The following is a 19940-nucleotide window of genomic DNA, read 5'->3' on the forward strand; positions in this document are numbered from 1 at the left end:
TGCTCACCGCCAGAGGCTCGTCAGCAGCCATGGCTAGCGTTGCCGGAGCCGCTACACCAAGAATGATTCCGCCTGAAATAGCCGCCGTAATCAGTCGCTTACGCATGGAGATCTCCAAATCGAATTGAATTCTATGAATAAAAGACATGACGCCTCGTCAGATTGCTGAGCAGATCCTGAGAAATTTGACATACTGCACGCGGATTCCGCGGATCCGGCCAACCGATTCCCCTCTGACGTCCGGGCGTCGCCCGTAGCCCGGCACCCAGGAAGCCTCAGGACTTCGTCTGCCTTCCGAGCCGGGAGAGCCTGACCGCCTGTGGTGCTCCGCGGCGGCCGGACCAGAGACCCCCACGCTGCACCACGCGTCGCTGGGGCAGGCCATTTTTGAGAACCCCGGGTGGCCGTCACGAAAGCCGCGAGGCCGGTGTCGAGTTGACAAGGCCGACGCGTACCCATCTGGTCCGGGGTGATGGACCGAAAGGCCAGCCGGTGCGCCGGGGGTGGTGGCGCGGGAAGGTGCGAGGCGTTCCGTGCCCCTACTCTTTCCCGGCCGGCCATCTCCTTCTAGGAGCCGTACGGCTATGACGTCATCAACTGGCCTTATGAGCAGACAGCAAACAGCAGGCAGCAGGCGCGTGAGCCGAGGCTCTGCACTGTTTAGGGGTCGGCGAGGCCATTGCCTGGCTGCATGTCCAGCGCAGGCCGTCTCTCTGCATCCACCTGAACGACGAGCGTGAGTACCCCGAGGTGATGGTTAAACACGATCTCGTCTCAATGACGACCGTATGGGTGCCCATCGCCCTGCCCGACGACTGGACTGCAACCCATCGAGGCCTGCTAGGCAGTATCTTCAAATGATCTTGCCTGGTGGATCATGGTGTTGTGATACGTCGCCATGAACTGTCGGATGCTGAGTGGGAGTTCGTCCGGCCGTTGCTGCCCGAGTCGTTGAGGGGGCGGAAGCGGCTGGACGACCGCCGGGTGCTGAACGGGATCGTGTGGAAGTTCCGGACCGGGACGGCCTGGCGGGATGTGCCTGAGCGTTACGGTCCGTGGGCCACGCTGCATACGCGTTTTCGCAGGTGGGCGGCGGACGGCACGTTCGACCGGATGCTGCGGGCCGCCCAGGCGAAGGCGGACGCGGCAGGCGACGTGGAGTGGCTGGTGTCGGTCGACTCGACCGTCGTCCGCGCTCATCGGCATGCGGCCGGGGCCCGAAAAGGGGGCTCCGCAACCCGGCCCTCGGCCGGTCCAGAGGCGGTCTGACCAGCAAGATCCACCTGGCCTGTGACGGCCGGGGCCGCCCGCTCGCCTTTCTGGTCACGGGCGGCAACACCAACGACTGCGCCCGGTTCACCGCCGTGATGGACCAGATACGGGTGCCCCGGACTGGCCCGGGACGACCCCGGACCCGGCCCGATCACGTCCTGGGCGACAAGGGCTACAGCTCGAAAGCGATCCGCGCCTGGCTGCGGCGCCGCGGCATCCCGCACACGATTCCCGAGCGTGCCGACCAGGTCCGCAACCGGGTCCGGCGAGGCAGCCGCGGAGGCCGCCCGCCGGCCTTCGACCGCGAGGCATACAAGCACCGCAACGTCGTGGAACGCTGCTTCAACCGCTTGAAACAGTGGCGCGGCATCGCCACCCGCTACGACAAGACCGCCCAGTCCTACGAAGCAGCCGTCACCCTCGCATCACTCCTGATGTGGGCGTGACATTTGACGACAGAACCTAGCGCGGCTCTGCGCGGTCATCTGCTCCCCGCGCACGCGGGGATGGCCCCGTCCTTCCAGAGGGCATCCGCCATCCAGGTAGGACCCGCCCTCAGCGACCGCGGACGTGCCAAGGCCGTGGCGGAAGGGCGTATCCCCTCGTACGCCATCATCAAGATCCCCCTCGCGCAGGTCTCCTCCACGCCCCTCAACCCGCGCCGGAACTTCGGGAGCCCGGAAGAGCAGGCGCGCTTCGGCGAGGAACTCCGCCAGGCACAGCTCGCAGCCTGCGTTGTCGTGACCCGGGCCGCGTACCTGTCCCTGTGGCCCGACCACGCAGCGCAGATCGGCGACGCTGAGTACGTTCTCGTCAACGGTGAGCGCCGCTTCCGCAGCGCCATGCACGTCGAGCTGCCCACCCTCGACTTCGTCATCCGGGACGAGTTCGCGGACAGCCGGGAGGAGTTCCTCAACCGGCTGCTCAAGGAGAACCTGGACCGCGCCGACTTCGACCCCGTCGAGCGCGCCACCGGCGTCCAGCAGCTGGTCGACGTATGCGCCGAGAAGAGCGGCGGGCACGGAGCCCAGGCCCGCGCGGCCGAGCAGCTCGGGAAGTCGCGAGCGTGGATTACCAACCAGCTCGGCCTGCTCGCCCTGCCGGCGGAGGTCCGTGCATCCGTCAGCACCGGAGAGACCTCGGCCAGGGACGCGGTCGGGATGGCCCGGCGCCTCAAAGCCCCCCACCGCGCCTTCTGCTGAAGAGCTCTTCCAGCTCCTCGCAGCCCACAAGGCGGAGGAGGCCAGAGCCAAGGCGCAGAAGAGGGCGATGCTGGAGTCAGCCGCCGCGACGGGGTTGTTGACCGCGGTCAACAACCCCGTCGCGGCGGGGCGAGGAGTCGACCCCCCAGTCCGAGGCTCGGCCCGATCCCCTGCCTGGCGGGGCGGAAGTGTTGACCGCGGTTAACAACTCCGTGCCGCCAGGACGTACCGCCGCGCAGACCGAACAACCCACGGATCCGGACAAGTACCTCGGTCCCGCACCCGATCCCCGAGTCAGCCATGCGCCTGCGCCAGCACCTCGGCGCCACCCCGCAGGAGCAGGCCGACAACATCGTCCAGGCCCTCTCTGCCGAGGAGCTTGAAGCGCTGATTGAGGAGCTTCACAGCAGGATCTGACCCCTCACGGGACAGGAAGCCGGGTCGACAAAGGACCCGGCTTCCTGCGTTCCAACTCAAGGTTTTGCCGGGCAGGGTCCCAGCCAAGCGGATGCCGGAGACGCCGTGGACGCGCTCGGCGAGACAACGGCCCGACCTGTCGGGGGGGGGCTGGCAGGTCTGACAGCAGAGCCCACAGGGGAGAGGTACCTGCAGCCCACACGTTCAAAAGGGCGCGGTCGACCAAGTGCAGGCGCTGGCTGCGGGCGAACTTGACCGCAGGCGCGGTGATCCTGCCGTTGGTGACGAGGACGACGACATCACCCCCGTGGACAGGCGGCCGGTCCCGTTGAGGACATGGAGGTCCGGCGTGCCGACTGCGGCTCCTGCCGCTCCGTCGCGGCGGTGCTTGCACTGAATGACCCAGCGCCGGCCCACCGGGTCGGTGCCCTTGACGTCCGCGCCGTTGTCGCCAGCGCCACCCACGCGGACGGCATCGCGGGCGCCATCGCGGCGCATCAGGTCCCGCACGGCTTCCTCGAACTCGGTGTGATGGAGGCCGTCCAGGAATCGGATGTCCCAGCCTTCCGGCCGACGGCGCCGTCCGGCCCAGGTCGAGAAGCCGCACCGTACGGCCTTGACGAGGAGCAGGATGAGCACCCCGGCAACGAGGGCCGCGGCGGCGACCACGGCAATGCCGGAGCCGTGGAGCTCCAGCCACTGCCGAGCCTGCGGAACGAAGACGGACATAAGCGCGGCCGCCGCCAGGAGGCCGGCCGCGTCCTTGCCCTGGCCTCCCTTCCTTCGGCGCACCGTTCGGCGCCCTCGTCCTGGTCGTCGCGGAGCAGCGGTGCGCGTCGGGTACCGGCGTCCGGTCATGGCTGGCCTTCCTCGAACGGGGTACGGCGCGCGGGCCCCGGAGGCGCCGGTGAGCGAGCGGCCGCCTCCCACCGGCGGTGGGAGTCTGCAACCAGCCTCCTCAGAGCGGCTTGCCCAAAAGCTTGCCCGCCTCCCGAACAGACGCAGCGGGAGGCTTGCCCAACGAGGAGCACTGCGATGGGTTCAGTCGGCCGGATCCGCGCGCAGGTGTCGCTGCGGCGCCAGGACACCCATTTGCCGCAATCGGCGGCCCCTCCAAGGATCGGAAACGCCATGAGGAGCCGTCTACGGGCCTCCCAGGTGATCAAAGGTCGATCCACACCGGGCACACCGAGTTCGTCGCGCGTAGGGCCCATTCTGGGCGTCGCTTTTCAACTCTGATTGCCGAATTTGTCAGATTGGGTCTCCGGGCCGGGTCATCTTGCCTTGGGCTCCCCAATTGGGGAGCTGCGGCGTGGTCCGCTACGACCAGCGCATGCCGAGGGCCGACAGCTCCTCGACCCGCTGCACCGACAGCTTTTCGGCCTTGACGCGCTGCTGGCTGATCCAGGCACCGAGCCGCACCGCTTCACCATCGACCTCTTCGGTGTGACTGCGCGGTACGTCGAGGTTGCCGACTCGGTCGCGGAACTGGGCAGCAGCCCGCAGGTTGTGCGCCCACATCTCCTCCCGGGTTCGCTTGGCGGGCGCGGGAGCCGGCGTGATGCCGAGCTCGGCGAGCAGCTCCTGCTGCTCGCCCGTCAGCTTCCCGAATCCCTGGCGCTGTGCGGCGGCCCAGCGCCCGAGGTCCTCGCCGTCCTGGACCGGGAGGCCGGGACTGGCCGGGAGCGCACGGCCGGCGTTCACGTGGCGCTGGGCGAGACGGAAGGACCGCTGCCAGTCGATGCTCCACTCCGGGCACCAGCCGGGGTCGATCTCCGCGAGGGCTGCACGGCGCTCCGGGGACAGAGGCGCCTTCGTCCTGCGGGCGGCCGCGCGCTGGTTCTTCAGCCACCGGCCGACGGGGTAGCCGTCGAGGTCCGCGTCCACGGGGGCGGCCAGGCCGACGCCGGATTCGGCGGCCCAGGCGGCGGCCGCGGCCAGGCCCTCGTCGAAGCGTGCGTCGAAGAGGCTCCAGAGGATGCCGAGCTTCTCCAGCTGCACGATCCGGGCACCGTCGAGATTGCCGGCCTTGTGGTGGCGGCGGCAGTCGGCGATCCAGATGCCGAGCGGGAAGCCGGCGGGAGACCAGTCGTCGGGGGTCCGGAAGCCGTACGGGACGCGGAGGTCGTCGTGTTCGGCCCGGTAGCGCTGGGCGGCCTGGAGGCCGCGGCGCCACTGGACCCGCTCGGCGTTGAGGACCCGTAGCTGGACGAAGCTGGCCAGCTGGTGCGCCTCACGGGGCTGCGAGAAACGCAGGAGCTCGCGGGCCGGGGCCGCTCACCGTGTCCTGGCCGTCGTCCGGGGCACCGTCACGGTCGGCGGGTTCCGGGGTGCGGCTGTCGGGGCGTGCAGAAGTCGGGTTGCCCGGGTTGGTGACCTGCTCGATGCGGGCGTCGTGGGCGCGCAGTGCAGCTAGGAGCTTGGCCAGGCCCGCGTACGCGGGGGAGGTGAGCAGCGACTCCGTGGTCTCGCCGGTGGCGAGGAAGGCTGGCACGAGGAGAGTGGCCATCTTGCCCTGCCCGGGGTGCATCCGCAGGGCGCGGCCGACGGCCTGGACCAGGTCCGGCATCGAGCCGCGGACGTCGCAGAAGATCACGCCCTCGCACTCCCGGGTGTCGATTATCTAGAGGTGGGGGAGAGCGTGAGTGACGTTTGTTCTGGTTTTTCGGAGAGCGTGCGCCTGACAGAGAGCGGGCCGAGCGAGCCACGCAGACTGACGGGTCGTCACGGGGCACGTAGGACTTTGTTCGCGCGTATCTGAGCCGAATGGGTCAAGTACTCGCTATGCGGGGTCGTGGGTACAGGTGAACAGCATCCGGGCTAAATCCTTCGAGGCCAACGACGCTTTGTGCGTAGTGCAGAGATACTTGCAGTCCGTCGATCCGCTCAAGGGGAGTGATGTCAGTGATATCGGGTAGCGATGCGCGGCAGTTGACGAAGAGTTTCTTCAGGTTAGGAAATATGTCAGGGACGAGGTGCAATTGCGCATCTGCGTCGAGGGGTGACAATTGCAGGTATGTCACGTGGGGTATGGGTGCGGCCTGCATGAGATCATACTCAGAAATGTAGAGTTCCGTCAGGTGCGGTAGGGAGGAGATTTCTCGCCACTCTGTAGGTGTGGGTGCTGAGTTGATTACCAATTCTTCCAGCTGCTGCCACTTGGAGACGCCTCGTAGGGGTGTATCGATCCAGCGGGCTAGGCGCAGTGCGGTCAGGTCCAGCGGTGCAGGCATCTCCTCCAGGCTGGTCCATGGCAGGCGGGCGTAGAGGGCAAGCTTCGTGAGTTCCGGCAGTGAAGCCAGAGCATCGAAGGAGACCCCGTTTGGAAACTGTAGGAGGCTCAGGCTTGATAGTGGGAGTCCGGCAAGGTCTTCAATGTGTGTGAGCTGTTCACACTCAGACAGGGTCAGTTCCTTCAAAGCGGGGAGTTGCCGGACAAATTTCAAGTCTGTCAGCACTTGGCCGGAATAGACGTTCAGCTCATGGGTGTGCTCGGGTGAGAGGTGTTCAATTATTTCTTCTGCGGTAAAGGCTTCTTGAAACGTGACATCGTAAATGGGGGCCAGTAGCCGCAGGGCGTTGCGCTGCTCATGAGTGTGTACGACTAGAGGTAGGCAGTCCCTGAAGGGGAGCAGGATGTCCCGTGCGTATGGGGCAGAATCGAAGTTCTTCCAGCCGTCGACGAGTTCGTAGGGTGCTGACTCATGAGCCAGTGACTGAGCGAAGCGGCTGAGGAAGGCGTAAGCATGGTCGCCGCCGATGGTGGCGGCAGTCTGGATGACGGGGCCTACTTCGTCATGTTCCAGGCCTTCGGGCCCCGGAAGCAGATCCAGGATGCCTGGCCCGAGCGCGGCCAGTGTCGTCGCCTCTTCCGGGGAGCGGGGAGGCATCAGGACACGCGCACGTTGTTCGACCAGTCTGCGGACCTCGGGTTCGATTTCGGTGGCGTACTGCAGGCTGGCGGCAGCCAGGAGGTGGAGTCTGCCCCTGTGCTCGCCCTCGGCATCACCGCGTTCGACGAGGCGGCGGAGTAGATCAGCGCTTTCGGCTGGGCGGGCGTGGGCGACGGCCATGCGCAGGACGTCTTCCCACTGGTCGTCGTGTGCGTTGTTGACCAGCAGGGGAAAGTCGTGGGCTTCGATGGCGGCTTTGGCCCCGAGGTAGTCCTGGAAAGTGCGGTGGACGAAGTCGACGGTGTCCATGGTGGGCTGGCGCAGGAGCCCGCTGCGGCCGACCAGGTGGGTCAGGACCTGGTCGGCTGTGCCCTGCTCGGCCACAGTCGGCATGGCCGGCAGCGCGTCGTCGACCAGGGCCATCGCGGTGGTCCGTTCCATCTCGGTCTGGCGGTTGCGGATGAGCCAGTAGGCCAGACGCTGCAGTAGCTGGACGCTCTGGTGTTCGGTGAGCTGAATGCCTTCCGGGACATCAATGCTGCGTTCAAGGTCACGGCGCACCAGCAGCATCGACAGTGCTGCCTCGTACAACTCCATGCGGCTGTGGGGCAGGTGGCCGCGGCGGTCCCGATGCAGCGCGCAGATCAACGCACACATCAGGGGTGTGCTGGACAACTGCGCCAGGTCACGCTGAGCACGCACTGTCACCTGGAGCGCTGCTTCGAGAGCATTCAGCTGTGACCGTTCGGCGTCGGTTGCTGCGCTGTGCCGGGCGGCGGTATGCCACCGGCCGACGAAGACTCCGATGTCAGCGGTACTCATAGGCCGTACTGACAGTTCGGTGAAGCGCGACGAAGTCAGCCAGCCTTCTGGTACAGCGGACGGACGCGTGGTGACCACGAAGCGTGCGTCCCCGTAGGCCGCCAAGAGCCGCTCGAGCCAGTCCCGGGTGGCCCCTCGCTGCTCTTGAGGAACCTCGTCGATGCCGTCGACCAGGACGAGTGCCTCCCCCCTGGCGAGTACGGCATCGGCCCAGCCTTCAGGTTGTGAGGCGGCCAAGGGGGTGCCGACCGCAGAGAGGAAATCGTGTGGCTCCGGAAGGGGTCCACGCCTCACCAGCGTCCGCAGCGGCAGGATGAACGGAATCCGCCCCCTCCAGTCCGCCAGTTCTTCCGGCAGTTCATCGCGCGCCGTGGCGACAGCCAGCCACTGCAGCAGCGTTGTCTTTCCGCTGCCAGCGAGCCCTCGCAGAAGAACGCGTCGGCAGTCGGCCAACGCGTGCTCGGCACGCTTCACCACGACGGATGGCCGGTTCGATTCCTCACTGCCTGCAGGCCAGTCTTCCGGCCGCTCCGCCAGTTCCAAGCTCAAGTACGCCGCGTCCAGCGGCCAGCGCGCACGTTCCGGCCGGCTCAGGTCCAGCCCTACGACGGTCAGCTGGGAATGCCGTTCCGTCACGTAGCTGAGGTACCGCTCCTCGAACGAAGGCTGCACCCTGGGCCGCACCGGCCTGCGGGTGACTCTCCTTGGAGAGCCCTGGTACACCTGGGGTACGCGGGCAGCGGCTTCGCGCAGGGCCATCAATGGCTCCACATCCGTGCCCAGCGCCTTCGCCAGGGCCACCAGCGTGGTCTCAGAGGGAACCACTTGGCCGTTCAGCGCCTGGCTGACCGTTGTCCGCCCCAGCGCGGTCCGCTGCTGCAACCCGCTCATCTGCAGACCCCGCTGCGCCCTGAGGGCACGCAACCGTAGCGCGAGTTCCGCCAACGGGTCCTCGTGCGCGTCCCCCATGTCCTGCTTCTCCATCCCCCGGGCGACCGTCTTCGTTCATCTTTGTTCGCCCTGAACCCCAGTGAACACCGAAACCGCGAAATTCCCCGGAGTCACCGTCGTCGAACGTTCTGGGGAGAAGGCATGAACACCTCATCCATCCACCTGATGCTCCTGGTCCTGCTCCTGGCGGTCGTCGCGCTCTTCTGCACGCTCGTAGGAGCCGCGGCCGGTCTGCTCGCTCGTATCGACGGAGCCACCTATGCCACCGCTCTGCTGCGCGGTGCCGTGGCCTTCGCGGGCAGCGTCACCCTGTCCCTGGCGCTGCTGACCTTCGTCCTCGCGGCGCTGTAAACCGAAGATGACTTTGTCCCAGGCCTGCAGGCGAGACCATGGCGCCCGCCCGTGGCCGGGCGCTGTTACTCCTCAGCGCTGGAGCGCGGCCAGCGTCAGGGCGTCGACTACAGGACAGGGATTATCCATAGTGCGCGGTTCTGTGTGGTGTGTTTGGCAGGGATGTCACCTGGTCGTATGGCCGTCTGACGGTCCGCGCCTCGGCGGCCGGTGGGGTGGCTACGTAGGTCAGAAGCGGCTCTGGCTCAAGTTCTGTGGCGTGATCACCATCCGTGACTATCGGGAGAGGTCGGTTCGAACGCGAAGTTGCCTGAAAAGGGGCGGGCTTGATGCACGGCAGGGTGAAGCTCCAGGACCAGGACGTGCCTTTCAAAGATGTTGTTCGCGCTGTTCGCCGACGTTGCCGTGACCTCCGTCGACACAGGTGACGAGGGCCTATGCGTCGAGCTCCGCAGTACGGCCGACGGTTCTGCGTACCCAGGTTGTGGATCATGGTCGTCTCGCATTCACGGCTCTTACCTGCGGTTTCCCGGCGATCTGCCGGTCTCGGGTAGACCTGTCGTGTTGTCGTTGCGAGTGCGCCGCTTCGCCTGCGAGACGCCGGGGTGCCGGCGGCGGACGTTCGTGGAACGGATTCCAGGGCTGACGCGTCGGCATGGCCGCTGGACCGAGAGGCTGCGGTCGACGCTTGCTTCGCTGGGCCTGGCACTTGCTGGGCGAGCGGGCGAACGGCTCGCTGGACTGATCGGCGTCCCTGTCAGCCGCAGCACCGTCCTGCGAATCGTCCCCGAAGGCTTGAACCGTCCCCTGGACGACAACACAGCCGAGGTAATCAGTGAGTGCCTCGCCTACCGTCAGCGCCGATGGCCGAACAGCACCAACCCGCATCTGCTGATCACCAGGAACACCGCCACCACTGCAACGGCCGTGGGCACGTTCTGGATGGACAGACTGGTCAGGGAATTGCCCGTGGGCGTCGACCAACTGAGGCAGGACCGCATCCTCGAAGAAGCCCTCGCCAACGGCGCGGACCCCCTCCACCTCGCCGACGTCTTCTCCCTCGGCGCCAAGGCCAGCCTCCGCTACACCAGCGCAGTGACCGAATCGGAAGCAGAGCAGGCACCGAGCACCCGCTGATCTTGAGCTTTTACTCCACAGGGAGCCGTCGCCGCCCCTCCGGGGTGAAGGTGAAGGTCTGGCGGAAGGACCCCGTTCCGAAGCGCAATGCAAGCAGGAGGGGTTCTTTGTGCGGAGGTGGCCATGATTGCTCGGCTCCCGGAGCACTACCGTTCCAGAGATGGAAGGACACCATCGGTTCCTCCGGGTTCTCAGTCAGGTAGCTGAGGGTCTTGCCGTAGTAGGGGTTGTTGCCGCCGAACAGCATGGACGGGATGCCGAACTCGTCGACGACGTCCGTCCACACGCGGTCCTCGCCTGCCCACTGGCGGACCGCACCCCGCAGAACTGCGTGTTCGTCAGGGTCCAGTACGCGGTCGGGCTTGAGCCAGCCGCGGCGGTGTGCGAACTCGGCATACACCGAGGCAATGCCGTACTCGTAATAGCGCTCCGGGATCAGATCACGGAACACGCCCGCGACGCCGGTGCTGGACCAGGCGCCGCGCTCTTTCCAGACCCGCTGCTGCTCGGCCAAAGCCTCGGGCTGGCACTCCACGAACGACAAGTGGTCGATCAGCATGCGCAGGGCCAGCTCCGACTCCTTCCCGAACATTCCGGGACGGCACAGGGCGAGATTCAACTGATCGATGAGATACGCACGTATCTCGTCGGGGGCTGCAAGCGATCTGGAAGTAGGCACCCCACAGTCTCCCGCAGATGCCACCGGATCGCGGTCATGGGCCGGTGCCCGAGCATGCTCTACCTGAGCCGGATACAGGTCCGTCGCCCACTACCGGGGCTCCGCTGTGGCAACCGGCCCCTTTCACGCGGCAGAGTCACCGAGCCCCTCCCTGAGTTCGCGCTACGGAGCCTTCAGATTTCCTGAACCCACGGAAGATCGGCTTCGACGCCTTTTATTGCCGCCCCGGCATCGAGGGCGCCCACGAGAAGGGCGGCGTCGAGCACGAGGGCGGCCGGTTCCGCCGCTCGCACCTGGTCCCGGTCCCCGACGTCGACACGCTCCAGGCCGATGCCGGCCAGCCCACGCCTTCCCTAGACCCAGTTCGCCCAGCCGAAGGTGAAGAGATAGGCCCGCCGACCTGCGTCCAGCCTCCTGATGCCACGAAGGAGCATGACCACCAGCGCGACAAGGAACAGAGCGGCAAAGGAGCCAGCCACGAGGGCTCCGACGATGGGTCCCGCGAACAAGCCCACGACCACACTCGCCACGACGACGATCCCAAGGCCGAAGTGCGCGGCCGGCAGATCGGCCCTGAACACCTCTCGCAGAGCTTTGCGCTCTGCTCGCATATCAGTGGCATAGCGTTCCCGGGCCGCCTCCGGATCAGCGGCAGGCCCCTCAGGCCACTGTTTCATCTTCGCCCCCTGGATTCCGTTCGAACTTCGAACGGAGCCTAACTCCTGGGCCACGCATCTCGCGGCGCTCAGTCGAGACAATCCTGGGAGCGATCGAACACGACCCGAGCAGACCTCATCGGCGGGGGCAACAAGGCGCTCGCCCGTCCGCATTCCTGTCAGAGGAAGCAGCCGAGCGGGCTCCGTGGACCACACGCTACCGGCCGCCGCCGATCGCCAGCCGCACCTGACCGGCTCCGTCCCAGGACACCCGCCAAACGTCACCCGATCGAGGGGTGGGGCCACCTCAAACCGTTCCTCCGAGGCACCGCCCTGACCCGTCACCCACACGGCCCAAAAGTGGGGCCAGGCGAAACCGTTCCAGTGGGGTCAAAACACGCCGTCGAAAACAGCATGCCGAAGAAGACGAGGCCGACGTAGGTTTTCCCGTCGAGTACGTCCGGCTGCGTTCCCTTGGGAAACAGATGGGCGACGGCGTCTGGCGATGTCTCCCAGTGCACGAACACCAGATCGGTCCATCGCTGGCGGAAGACGCTTCCGGAAGAGTGTTGTGGAGCGGCCGCCGGCACTGGCTGCGGCACCGCGTATCGCTCCGCCCGGCGCACGGGTGATCCATCGCAACTGCGGCGCGGCCTCGCCATGGCTTTCTTCTCCTCCTTGCCCGACGGCGTCACCATGGGGGTGCTACCCGGCGTCGGCGGGGCCTACAGGGGTTTCCTCCCGCTCGTAGTTCGCCAGCGCCAGCCCCAGGGCGAAGAACGTGGGCGCCCACTCGCCGACGAAGATTCCCCACCGGTCGGCCCTTTCCAGGTTCTCGCTTCGCCGCGAGGTGAGCCACGAGGCGAGCGACAGCCCGATCGAACCGAAGGCCGCGAGGTAGGCGTGTTCGCTGGTGACTCCTGCTTCGTGGAGCTTCTTGACGATCATCTTGGTTTCCCGCTTTCGTCGAGTAGGACGAGGGCGTCTGCTCGGGAGTGAGCAGACAGGTCCGCTCAGGAGCGCGTGGTCGTCGGCCGGCGCTGGTGGCGCCGGCCTGGGGGCTGGGGCGCTGCGCGGAGCGCCCTGGCCGGCCCTCTCACAGCTTCGAGTCGCTCTCGGGGCCGGCCGGGGCAGTGGTCCCGGGGTCTTTCGCCCGCCAGAGGCCGGCGGAGCAACCGGGTGGGAACGAGGGGAAGGCGTGACCGGCCAGATCGATGAGCCAGAGGTGCCCGGCGGCGCAGTCGCACTCGTAGAGGCCTGCTCTTGGGGTGCAGGCGCCGGGCGTGTGGGTCTCGGCAGGGGACATGAGATCTCCTTGACAGAGCGTGGGAGTGATGCGACGGAGAGGGTGAGCGCCTGTCTCCCGCGGAGGAGTCCTCGGCCCGGGCGGGCGTACGCGGTCCACCGCAGAGGGAGCGTGACGTCGGTCCGAGCCCTTCAGGACGGGCACGCGATTGAGTGTCTGAGCGCCCTCCTCCTTTCCCGGGGCACGCGCCGCCTGTGGTTGATCCGTCAGCGCGCGGCCGTGCCGGGCGGAGCGGAACACCGGTGGGGTGACGTCCTGCGCGTCCCGGGTGCTGCCGGGGCGTCGGGCAGGCGGGGAAACCAGCGGAGAGCGCTGTCCGTGCAGTGCGGGGACCGAGGCGGGCGGATCGCCGCCGGCGAACCGCCTCGCGGGCTCCGCTTCCGGGGCACGGTGCTTCTTCGCCGAACTGCCGGCCCGGAAGGCAGATGTGAGCGGATGCGCGGGCGGCGCCTGCCGGCTGCGTTGCGCCGAAGCCGGATACGGTGCGAAGACCATGTCATGCTCCTCTGGCAGGGTCACCGTTCCTCCTGACGTTCGCCGCACCGATGCATCAGGGCAACACGCACTGATGGTGCAGCGAAAAATGCGCCTCTTCCCAACGGGTCCGGTCACACAGCCGCACGTGCCGGGCTCACCCCGGGGGGCCGCGCTCCGTCGCCCGGATCCTGCCGTCGCCCGGAAGCCCCCGGCCCGACCGCGGCTATTCCTGCGGGGGTACCGGCGATGCCTCTGTGCTGGCCCCGAGCTGATGCGGCCGGAGCCGGTTGGCCCAGTCGGTGCGGGGCACCTCGAAGGGCCTTCGGTACGCGGACATCTCGCCCGGCAGACGGTCGGTCAGGGGGCGCAGAGGATGCGAGGCGGGATCCGGCGGCGCAGTCTCCTCGTCGCGGACCTTGGACCCCAGGACGAAGGCGCCGATCAGCACGGCGACGACGATCACTCCGATCAGAACGAGCACAGCGGCCTCCCGTGGTGCGAAGCGATGGATCTGCCCCTGCTTCAGCCCCCGCTCCGCAGACGGATGCAAAAACAACGAAAAGTCCATCTTCGGGAGAAATCGGCCAGGCGCCGGCAGGAAGACATGACGGAAGAAGAGCGCTCAGAGACCCCCCCACCGTCCCCGCGCGTGGTCACCGCCTCCTCCAGGGCAGATGACTGCCCTCGGCGGGGTGCGAGGGCTGAAGGACGGCCGACCGTCTGAGGGTGTGGTGCGGGAGGGACGGGGGCCGGGTCTGGGTCGCTTCAGTCCGTACCAGCCGCATTCGGCACCCGTGCGGTCCATGACCACGGTCACGAGTCGGATGGCCGCCCGTTCCAGGTGCCAGCTGCGATCCTCGGCATTCGCTCCGCTGGATGGAGCCAACCGCTCGAACCGCTCAGCCAACTCCTCCAGCCAGTCGCGCCATTCCAGCAGCGACGCGACCACTTTGGCGGCCGTTGCTGCGGGCCCACCCATGGAATGGGAGGTGCAGCACCAGTGGGTGACGACGCCACCGCCGCCACCCTCGCCGACCGCCCAATGCCAGCCGCAGGTCCATCGGCCGTATCGGGCGGCCAGGAGCGCCGTGACCTCGGTGGTGAAGCGATGTTTGTCTTCCCACCCGGCATCGTCAGGAGGCACCATCGAGGCGATCACCGTGGTGATCTCGGATGCCTCCGCTTCGTCCCAGGCGAAGGCGATGCGGTCGGGATCGACGGCAGACCACGGCAGCCAGGCCGGAGCGAGCTCGTAGTTGATAGCCGTGGTGTTCCTCCAGAACCAGGCACGGTAGGACAACCGGGCGATCATGCCAAAAGCTCGTAGCCTCTGCACGCAAATTTCTGGCACACCCCTCACCCACCTGGGCCCACAGCGCGACACTGCCTGGCCATCTGCCCCGCCCGATACGGCACTCCACTGAGCACGTTCACTTGTACGTGGGTGAGCACTTCGAGAAATACGCCGGCAGGAGTGCACGCGGCTGATGCCGTCCGGCGTCCAGCAGCAGCTCGCCTTCCTCCGGGAGCACCACTCGGCTCGGTGGAGTTGCTGGCTACGTCGGTGCGGCATGAGGCTCATTTGACTGCTGTCACTGAGCTCTTTCCAAGCTGGCGGTACCTGTGAGCCTCACAGATCGTCTGTTCACCGCCCCCGCGTGGTGAGCAGCTTGATCTGTCCAGCCGCACCTTGCGGTTCCTGACCGGACGGCTGGAGGCCAGGCGGCGGGAGATCGGGACGCGTTGGCGACGCCTTCCCGCCTCGCGACAGGCTCTGCTCGCCCTGGCCCACCTGCGATGCGGTGACACCTACGCCCAGCTGGCCGCCGGGTTCGGCGTCGGGATCGCGACCGCCTACCGATACATACGCGAAGCCGTCGAGGCCCTGGCAAGCCTTGCCCCGTCCCTGGCCGAGGCGATGCGGACGATCCGGGAGAAGGCGTTCGTCATCCTCGACGGCACCCTGCTGCCGATCGACCGCATCGCCGCCGACCCCCCCCCATTACTCCGGGAAGCACAAGCGCCACGGCATGAACGTGCAGGTCCTCACCGATCCGCTCGGACGGCTGCTCTGGGCCTCGCCGGCTCTGCCCGGCTCGACCCACGACCTGACCGCCGCACGGCAGCACGGGATCATCGAAGCCCTCGCCGAAGCAGGACTCAGATGCTGGGCGGACAAGGCGTACCAAGGCGCCGGCAACCCCGTCCTCGTACCGTTTCGGGGCCGGCTCCTCAAACGGTGGAAGCGCCGCCACAACACCACCCACGCCAAGATCCGCTGCCTCGGCGAGCAGGCCACGGCCACCCTGAAGGGCTGGCGTCTCCTGCGGAAGCTCCGCTGCAGCACCAACCGAATCACCGACGTGGTGAAGGCCGTCCTCGTCCTTCACCACGCGTCAGCGTGAGGTTGGAAAAGGCTCAGTAATTAGAGGTCCTGGATCTCTGATGGGCCCGGGGCGGCGTTGTTCAGCCCGGGGCAGGACGTGTGTGGTCCGGTCGGTGCCGTGGTGACCCCTACGACACCTCCGACCGTGCGAGGCCTTTGTAAAGACTGGTGGCGCTGGGCGCCGGCCGGTCCTCGCACGTTCTGCCCCGCGGGCCCGTCGGGTTCGGGATCCTCGATGGATGAGCTGCCGCACGGTGACGCGTTTCTCCTCACGAGCTTCGAGCTCTGGACACGGCGTGCGCCCGTGCGGTCTGGCGGTGCCGCGCACGGCTGATGAGGTGGCGGGCCTTGGAGCCCTGGAATTAGTGCGCCGTGCGGCCCCGCGTGCTCGCCTTCGAGATCAGCACCGGAGAAGGGGCGGGATTCGTGGACGTGTTCTGTGGGATCGACTGGGCGGAGGGACACCACGACGTCGCGCTCGTGGACGACACCGGCAAGCTGCTGGCCAAGTGCCGGATCAATGATGACTTGGACGGCTACCGGCTGCTGCTGGACCTCCTGGTCGAGCACGGCGACTCCGCGGAGACGCCGATCCCGGTGGCCATCGAGACCAGCCGCGGCCTACTGGTCGCCACGCTGAGGCAGGGCCCCCGGCAGATCTACGCCGCCAATCCGATGGCCGCCTCCCGCTACCGTGACCGGCACGGCGTCAGCCGCAAGAAGTCGGACCCAGGCGACGCCCTGGTGCTGGCGAACATCATCCGCACCGACGCTCCGATGCACCGCCCGCTGCCCGCCGACACCGACCTGGCCCAGGCGGTCGCCGTCCTGGCCCGCGCACAGCAGGACGCGGTCTGGAACCGCCAACAGGTCGCCAACCAGCTCCGATCCCTGCTCAGGGAATACTTTCCGGCGATGATCGAGGCCTTCCGGGACAAACAGGGAACTCTGACCCGCCCCGATGCCCGCCGGATCCTGGCCGTCGCACCCACACCTGCCTTGGCCGCCAAGCTGCAGATGTGGAAGCTGACCGCCATGCTCCGGCGAGCCGGCCGCCGCCGCGGCATCGAAACCGACGCCGAACGAATCCAGCAGCTCTTCCGCGAGGAAGCCCCTCGGCAGCTGCCCCTCGTTGAGGACGCCATGGGCAAGCAGGCACAGGCCCTGCTCCTGCAGCTGGACGCGGCCTGCCAGGCGGTCGACGACCTGGCGCGGGCCACTGAGGAGGCCTTTCGCTCGCACCCGGACGCCTCGATCATGCTGAGCCTTCCCGGCATCGGCCCTCAGGTCGGTGCCCGCATTCTGGGCGAGATCGGAGACGACCGGACCCGGTTCGCCACGGCTGGTGGGCTGAAGGCTTACGCTGGCTCGGCCCCGATCACCCGGGCCTCTGGCAAGCGTCGCTATGTCGGCCGCCGGTTCGTGAAAAACAACCGGCTCAACCACGTCGGCCACCTGTGGGCCTTCGCCTCCATCAGCGGTTCTACCGGGGCGGAGGCCCACTACCGGCGCCGCCGAGCGGGAGGGGACTGGCACATGCAGGCACTGCGGCACCTGTTCAACCGGATGCTCGGCCAGTTCCACCACTGCCTCCTGGCGCGCACTCCCTTCGATGAATCGATCGCCTTTCCCACACAGCCGCTACGAGCCGGGACAGCCGCTAGGTGAAATGAACGGGACAGCTCGTCCGGGGGCGGCCGAGCGACGACCACGCCCCTGAGACCCCAAGCGCAAACGATCGCCGCCCGGCTCGTCGTCCCGTCCTCCGAGTGACCGCTGTCCAGCCCACACGATGAGGCGATACCGGAAGGTGCGACCATCGTCGGATGCGAGGCATCGATGAACTGGTCAATGTGGAAGATCCGGCGTGGCCGGAGCTGCAGGGGGCTCTCAGGGCGAGCTCCGTGCCGGTCCACGTGCTGCCCGGAGACCCCAGTGAGAGCCGCCGGTGCCTTCTGCAGATGCAGGTCACCGCACGATCGGCGCTGGGCGCATTGGCCTTGCACACCGGCGGATTGCTCGTGGACAACGGGTGGCTGCGAGTGTTCGGCGGGGGTTCGGGTTCGGTCGAGGGTGGGCGGCTTCCGAGTCTGGCGCAGGTCAACCGCTTCCCCACGGACTTCGATCCCAATTGGCATCCTGCGACAGGCCTTGTCGTCGGCCACGACATCGTCGGAGGGGTCTTCGCGTTGAACGGTGGCGATCCTGCGGCCGCGGGCCGCCCCGGGGCACCTGGACAGATGACGTACTTCGCTCCCGACACTCTGGAGTGGGAGGCGATGGAGATGGGCCACTCCGGGTGGGTCTCCTGGCTGCTCTCGGGCAGGCTGGAGACCTTCTATGACGGAACGCGCTGGCCCGGCTGGCGCGAGGAGGCCGAAGCCCTGGCTTTCGAGCAGGGCCTGTCCGTGTATCCGTTCCTGTGGTCCGAGGAAGCTCACGCCGATCTCGCAGCCACGAGTCGGCGACCTGTGCCGATGCGCGAGGTGCTGGGAGTCGCAGCGGACTTCGCCCGCCAGATGGGGCCGTCCGATCCGGGGTTCCTGGGCGACCTGTGACTGGCTTCGCCGACCGTCCTGGTGCGTCAGCTTAGGCCCGGAGCTGGTCAACTCGGCCGATGTTGTGCGGGCGCGATGGGGCGGCGATCACCCCACGGCTTGACGGCTTAACTGCATGAGGTGTCTTTGTACGCGTAGCCGTGCAAGGAGGTCTTCTCTCTCCAGGCCGGGGCGCGGCCGGCGGGGACCTCCACCGCCGGCCCTACGGCCGCGAGACGCTCTCGCGCAGGGCCCGCAGCCGCTCGATCGTCCCGTCCACGCCCCACACGGCGACCCCGCGCGCGGCGGTCGACAGGGCGAGGACGGTGGTCTCCTCGTCGTACGACAACCGCCGCCACGCCGCGTCGTCTGCCCGACTGCACCGAGTGCCGCCGCGAGGTCCAGCTCCGCGGTGAACGGCCCTGACGGTGGCCGCTTGCCCGGCCGGGCAAGCGGCCACCGGGGGTCAGCGTGTCCGGGTGGTCCGCCGCCGGGCTGTCTTCGGCGCGGTCCAGCGCACTGCGCCGAAGACGACCGCGGCGGCCAGGAGCCCGTACGCGGGGTGAAGGAAGGACAGCAGGATGCCGGCGCCCAGGCCATGGAAAGCAGCCCAAACGTTGGGGTGCTTGAGGATCAGCCGGTCGGTGGCCTGCCGGTCACGGCGGGCGCGCTGGTAGGCCAGGAGGGCGAAGTAGCCCGCCCAGCAGATCAGCAAGACCGCGTACAGGCCGTCGCTGGGGTTCCAGCGCATCGGACATACCCCCTGGTGATCAGTAGCATCCCTTGGCGGCGCGCTTCTGGCGTTCCGGCTTCAGCGTCGGGCCGATGATCTTCAGCTTCACGCAGTTGCCCTCCTCGTAGTACCGGCCCGCCGCGATCGCGATGCCGCCGGCCTGGGCCGCGATCGGCATGCAGATACCGCCGGCGGCCGAGCACACAGCCGCCCCGAGAGCGACGATGTACCCCGCGTCCCGGGCGTTACGTGTCTCGTTGCGGTTCAGATACAGCGTCCCGGTCACGATCCCCCAGTTGAACTCCCAGTACGGAGTGATCTGAGGCGTCCCGCCAGGACCCGGAGCGGGCCCGGACGCCTCCCACAGCGCCCCCTCAGGCAGTGCCCCCGGAGCAGACGAGGCCGGGGAGCCGGCGTCGGCCAACGCTGCCGGGGCAGCCCCCAGCAGGAGCGCCCCCGCAGTGGCCGCAGAGACCGCTGCGCAGAGGATGCGTCGGATTCGGTTCATGTCTGGAGCTCCTCGTCGTAGGCGAAACGGACAGGTCGCGACCCGTACCCGTAGTGACGGCCCGTCAGCAACCTCGCTCCAGAACAAGATCATGTGAGGTTCGGTCGTGATGTCACTGGGATGTTCGGCGTTCTACGTCACTGACGTGTAGACGTGTTCGTGCTGTTCAAGGGCTGCTAGATCGGTTGATCATGGTGGCAGTTCTCCGAGCGTTGCAGTGACGTGAAGCCGTATCGGCTGGTGTCACGTTCGCCGAACCTCCTTTGTGATTACGGCCTTGTCGCTTGGGGGGCTTCTTCCGCTGGAGATGGGCGCCTTCGGGCTGTGGACTGCGCTTGCGGTTCCTTGCTCCGCCCGGCGTGCTTTACGTAGCGCGTGCGGCGAGGGGGTGGGAGTGAAACGGATGGGTGTCACCCGTCGTGGTGATCGGCCGGGTGGTTGCCTGTGGTGCCGGATCTAGTCTCACGTCAGGCACATCTTTCGCTCGGTCGCCTGGCTGGACTTCGCTATCTTGCAACGCCGTTAACTGCTGGAGGCTGTACGTGATCACCATGCCGTTATCCGCCCGCCCGCTTTACGGCTGCCGGCACCGGTGACGAGAGGGGATGTCGCC

The 19940-nt window shown here is 67.4% G+C and carries 19 protein-coding genes and 3 pseudogenes; 8 read left to right on the forward strand and 14 right to left on the reverse strand.

Annotated elements, in window-relative coordinates; all coding sequences use genetic code 11:
• Positions 1–651: 651 nt before the first annotated feature.
• The 3 genes and pseudogenes from ABD981_RS38760 (at position 652) to ABD981_RS04540 (ending at position 2474) form a co-directional block, all read left to right on the forward strand.
• Positions 652–861 (forward strand): DUF5959 family protein, encoded by a 210-nt coding sequence (locus ABD981_RS38760; protein WP_382747609.1) that lies wholly within the window; start codon positions 652–654, stop codon positions 859–861.
• A 27-nt stretch (positions 862–888) separates the two neighbouring features.
• Positions 889–1718 (forward strand): annotated as a pseudogene (locus tag ABD981_RS04535) (IS5 family transposase).
• Positions 1719–1853: 135 nt separating this feature from the next.
• Positions 1854–2474 carry a ParB/RepB/Spo0J family partition protein gene (locus tag ABD981_RS04540; protein WP_240495290.1) on the forward strand — a complete coding sequence of 207 codons (621 nt, stop codon included), beginning with the start codon at positions 1854–1856 and terminating at the stop codon, positions 2472–2474.
• Between the two features lie 621 nt (positions 2475–3095).
• On the opposite strand, the gene ABD981_RS04545 is transcribed toward ABD981_RS04540, so the two are convergent.
• The 5 genes and pseudogenes from ABD981_RS04545 to ABD981_RS04565 form a co-directional block, all read right to left on the reverse strand.
• Complete coding sequence (locus tag ABD981_RS04545) at positions 3096–3683, reverse strand: restriction endonuclease (RefSeq protein ID WP_420865743.1); 588 nt, start codon at positions 3681–3683, stop codon at positions 3096–3098.
• Between the two features lie 528 nt (positions 3684–4211).
• Entirely contained in the window at positions 4212–4892 is a 681-nt protein-coding gene (locus ABD981_RS04550) for a helicase associated domain-containing protein (RefSeq protein WP_240495291.1), read from the reverse strand.
• Positions 4893–4931: 39 nt separating this feature from the next.
• Positions 4932–5147 (reverse strand): annotated as a pseudogene (locus ABD981_RS04555) (helicase associated domain-containing protein); the annotation flags it as partial.
• Positions 5125–5487 carry a hypothetical protein gene (locus ABD981_RS04560; RefSeq protein WP_240495292.1) on the reverse strand — a complete coding sequence of 121 codons (363 nt, stop codon included), beginning with the start codon at positions 5485–5487 and terminating at the stop codon, positions 5125–5127. The pseudogene ABD981_RS04555 and the gene ABD981_RS04560, both read right to left, overlap by 23 nt.
• Positions 5488–5662: 175 nt before the next feature.
• Positions 5663–8590, reverse strand: a complete 2928-nt coding sequence (locus ABD981_RS04565; RefSeq protein WP_240495293.1) for an NACHT domain-containing protein — start codon at positions 8588–8590, stop codon at positions 5663–5665.
• A gap of 108 nt (positions 8591–8698) precedes the next feature.
• On the opposite strand from ABD981_RS04565, the gene ABD981_RS04570 reads away from it, so the two are divergent.
• Together ABD981_RS04570 and ABD981_RS04575 are read left to right on the forward strand one after the other, a co-directional pair.
• Positions 8699–8908, forward strand: a complete 210-nt coding sequence (locus ABD981_RS04570; RefSeq protein WP_165590958.1) for a hypothetical protein — start codon at positions 8699–8701, stop codon at positions 8906–8908.
• A gap of 375 nt (positions 8909–9283) precedes the next feature.
• Entirely contained in the window at positions 9284–10045 is a 762-nt protein-coding gene (locus ABD981_RS04575; RefSeq protein ID WP_123954628.1) for a transposase family protein, read from the forward strand.
• A 10-nt stretch (positions 10046–10055) separates the two neighbouring features.
• On the opposite strand, the gene ABD981_RS04580 is transcribed toward ABD981_RS04575, so the two are convergent.
• The 6 genes from ABD981_RS04580 to ABD981_RS04605 form a co-directional block, all read right to left on the reverse strand.
• Positions 10056–10664, reverse strand: coding sequence for a hypothetical protein (locus ABD981_RS04580; protein WP_240495294.1), 609 nt, complete (start codon positions 10662–10664; stop codon positions 10056–10058).
• 413 nt (positions 10665–11077) lie between these two features.
• The gene (locus tag ABD981_RS04585; protein WP_240495295.1) at positions 11078–11401 is read right to left on the reverse strand and encodes a hypothetical protein; all 324 of its coding nucleotides are present in this window, start codon (positions 11399–11401) and stop codon (positions 11078–11080) included.
• 320 nt (positions 11402–11721) lie between these two features.
• Entirely contained in the window at positions 11722–12078 is a 357-nt protein-coding gene (locus tag ABD981_RS04590) for a DUF2071 domain-containing protein (RefSeq protein WP_338058642.1), read from the reverse strand.
• Between the two features lie 7 nt (positions 12079–12085).
• Positions 12086–12328, reverse strand: a complete 243-nt coding sequence (locus ABD981_RS04595) for a hypothetical protein (RefSeq protein ID WP_046908791.1) — start codon at positions 12326–12328, stop codon at positions 12086–12088.
• Between the two features lie 1058 nt (positions 12329–13386).
• A complete protein-coding gene (locus ABD981_RS04600) occupies positions 13387–13731 on the reverse strand; it encodes a DUF6479 family protein (protein ID WP_345528009.1) in 345 nt (114 codons plus the stop codon).
• A 54-nt stretch (positions 13732–13785) separates the two neighbouring features.
• Positions 13786–14475, reverse strand: coding sequence for a hypothetical protein (locus ABD981_RS04605; RefSeq protein ID WP_345528011.1), 690 nt, complete (start codon positions 14473–14475; stop codon positions 13786–13788).
• A 324-nt stretch (positions 14476–14799) separates the two neighbouring features.
• Here ABD981_RS04605 and ABD981_RS04610 point away from each other — a divergent pair.
• The 3 genes and pseudogenes from ABD981_RS04610 (at position 14800) to ABD981_RS04620 (ending at position 18107) form a co-directional block, all read left to right on the forward strand.
• Positions 14800–15568 (forward strand): annotated as a pseudogene (locus ABD981_RS04610) (IS5/IS1182 family transposase).
• Between the two features lie 407 nt (positions 15569–15975).
• Complete coding sequence (locus tag ABD981_RS04615) at positions 15976–17217, forward strand: IS110 family RNA-guided transposase (protein WP_046911519.1); 1242 nt, start codon at positions 15976–15978, stop codon at positions 17215–17217.
• Between the two features lie 158 nt (positions 17218–17375).
• Positions 17376–18107, forward strand: coding sequence for a DUF2625 domain-containing protein (locus ABD981_RS04620; protein ID WP_046911504.1), 732 nt, complete (start codon positions 17376–17378; stop codon positions 18105–18107).
• A gap of 202 nt (positions 18108–18309) precedes the next feature.
• On the opposite strand, the gene ABD981_RS04625 is transcribed toward ABD981_RS04620, so the two are convergent.
• The 3 genes from ABD981_RS04625 to ABD981_RS04635 all read right to left on the reverse strand — a co-directional run bounded on the left by ABD981_RS04625 (position 18310) and on the right by ABD981_RS04635 (position 19105).
• Positions 18310–18435: a hypothetical protein gene (locus ABD981_RS04625; RefSeq protein ID WP_276205615.1), complete on the reverse strand. Its 126-nt coding sequence runs from the start codon at positions 18433–18435 to the stop codon at positions 18310–18312.
• Between the two features lie 117 nt (positions 18436–18552).
• Positions 18553–18837 carry a hypothetical protein gene (locus ABD981_RS04630; RefSeq protein ID WP_046911503.1) on the reverse strand — a complete coding sequence of 95 codons (285 nt, stop codon included), beginning with the start codon at positions 18835–18837 and terminating at the stop codon, positions 18553–18555.
• A 19-nt stretch (positions 18838–18856) separates the two neighbouring features.
• Positions 18857–19105, reverse strand: a complete 249-nt coding sequence (locus tag ABD981_RS04635; RefSeq protein WP_131723937.1) for a hypothetical protein — start codon at positions 19103–19105, stop codon at positions 18857–18859.
• Between the last annotated feature and the right edge of the window lie 835 nt (positions 19106–19940).

The organism is Streptomyces showdoensis (assembly GCF_039535475.1).
GTDB classification, from domain to species: Bacteria; Actinomycetota; Actinomycetes; order Streptomycetales; family Streptomycetaceae; genus Streptomyces; species Streptomyces showdoensis.